This window comes from Archangium sp. (assembly GCF_036389735.1).
Classification (GTDB): Bacteria; Myxococcota; Myxococcia; order Myxococcales; family Myxococcaceae; genus Archangium.
This window is the reverse complement of record NZ_DASVWK010000593.1, coordinates 1-1879: the sequence shown is the minus strand read 5'-3', so window position 1 is coordinate 1879 and position 1879 is coordinate 1. Positions and strand designations below refer to the sequence as shown.

Genomic DNA, 1879 nt, shown 5'->3' with positions numbered 1-1879 from the left:
GCCCCAGCCCGTGGCGCCGCAGCACCTCGTCACGGAACTCCCGGAACGCCACCAGCTCCGGTGCCCCCTCCCCGAACGCCGCCGTCACCACGAAGCACCCGCCCGCCGGCGAAATCCACATCAGCCGGCCGTTCGTCAGGTTCATCACCGCCTTCAGCTCGCGTGCCTCGGTGTAGAGGAAGACCAGCAGGTCCCTCCTCGCCACCGGGAACTCCTCGCCACTCGCCTCCTCGAACTCGATACGCGAGCTGCCCGAGCCCCGCACCTCGTCCACCGTGAAGAAGAAGCGCTTGGAGCTGCGGCGGACCTCCACCTCCAGCCCGCGCAGCTCGCCGAAGTACGCCAGGAAGGGCGTCTTGCACGCCGGGCACACGTAGGGGTGCGTCCCCGGCCTCGGCACATAGCCATAATCGTTGATCCGCTTGCAGCCCGTGTTGGGGCACAGCAGCTTCACCTGCGCCACGGACTCGTGCTTCGGGTCGAACCGCGAGGCCCCCGTCGTCCGCTCGTACACCGGGGGCACCACCGTCTCCACCGAGCCGAGCGAGCGCGTGGGGTGCGCCAGTCGCTCCAGCTCCAGCGCGCGCCGCCATGCCTCCTCCGCCTGCACCAGCCGCCCGCTCACCGTGAGGCACAGCCCCTCGCCGTGCGCCTTCAGCGCCGCGAGGATGCGCTCCGTCGTCTCCGTCCGGCCCCCCTCCCGCGTCAACGCCAGCGCCAGCGCCAGCACCTTCTCCAGCTCCGGCAGCAGCGCCTCCGCCGCCTTGCGCGCCGGATCCTCCACCCGGTGATACACGGGCGGCTCCGGCACCTTGCTGAAGAGTGCGAGCGCCTGCGAGCGCAGTTGCTCCTGCGCCTCCTGCGCTCGCGGAAGGGACATCGACGCCGCACGCGCCTGGGCGGCCTGGAAGAGCTCGTCGGGGTGCAAGGCCGCGCACATTAAGAGGCCCCCCGTCCGCTGTCAGCGACCATCCCCGCGCCCCGCCAGAAACTCGCCAGACGCCCTTCCCCGGTGTACGAGGGGGTAGGAGGATGTGAACGATGGGCTTCCTGAAGTTCCTGGTGTGGACGGGTTGCGCGGTGGGGCTCGGAGTCTTCCTGGCGACGGTGGACCTCGAAGGTCGCTCGCCGCTGGAGTACGCCCAGCGACAGTGGAACCGGCACGTGCGGCCCACCCAGGTGGAGCGGCAGGTGGATCGGGTGAAGGACGGGCTGCGCGACGCGGTCGACGAGGCCAAGGGCGCCGTCCACCGGACGACGAAGCAAGTGGCGGCCCCGGCGACCCCGCGCGAGCGCATCACCCCCGAGGATCGCGCGGCGATTGATCGGATCATCGCCCAGAAGAAGTAGGGTTCCCTACCTTTGACCCCCGGGCGGCTTCCCCCCACGCGCCCCCCTCCCTAGCTTCTCCCGAGGCGGGCTGGGGGCGGAGGCGGGACGATGGCGGGTGGACGGGCGTGGAGGGGAGTCTCGCTGGCGGCGTTGCTCTGTGGCCTGGGCACGCCGGCGCTGGGAGCACCTCGAGGCGAGGACAAGCGGTTGTGGGTGGAGGCGAAACAGCTCTCCGTGCGCAAGGAGCGCTCCGCCTTGAGTCAGGTGGCCCGGGCGTCCATGCCCGCGGTGGTGTCCATCACCACGAGCCAGCAGAACCCCACTCCCGGCCCGGATGGGGAGGCGCAGAACGGCATCGGCTCGGGCCTCATCATCCACCCGGACGGCTACATCCTCACCAGTGCCCATGTCATCGAGGGCGCGGGTGTCATCACCATCTCCGTCTTCTCCGAGCACGGCTACCCGGAGAAGTTCCAGGCCGAGCTGGTGGGCGAGGACGAGCGCACGGACTTCGCGCTGCTGAAGATCGACGCGGGCCGCAAGCTGC

General features: G+C 70.6%; 3 protein-coding genes. 2 read left to right on the top strand and 1 reads right to left on the bottom strand.

From position 1 onward, the window contains the following. A partial coding sequence (locus tag VF794_RS20760; protein ID WP_331113037.1) for a hypothetical protein occupies positions 1–928 on the bottom strand: 928 nt, incomplete at its 3' end. Positions 929–1041: 113 nt separating this feature from the next. On the opposite strand from VF794_RS20760, the gene VF794_RS20755 reads away from it, so the two are divergent. Together VF794_RS20755 and VF794_RS20750 are read left to right on the top strand one after the other, a co-directional pair. After that, a complete protein-coding gene (locus VF794_RS20755; protein ID WP_331113036.1) occupies positions 1042–1350 on the top strand; it encodes a hypothetical protein in 309 nt (102 codons plus the stop codon). A gap of 90 nt (positions 1351–1440) precedes the next feature. Continuing rightward, positions 1441–1879: trypsin-like peptidase domain-containing protein (locus VF794_RS20750; RefSeq protein WP_331113034.1), on the top strand; the 439-nt coding region annotated here is incomplete at its 3' end.

What these genes read in the sequence shown, in the direction of transcription:
- VF794_RS20755 (WP_331113036.1), top strand. Translation starts at nt 1,042, where the DNA reads ATGGGCTTCCTGAAGTTCCTGGTGTGGACGGGTTGCGCGGTGGGGCTC.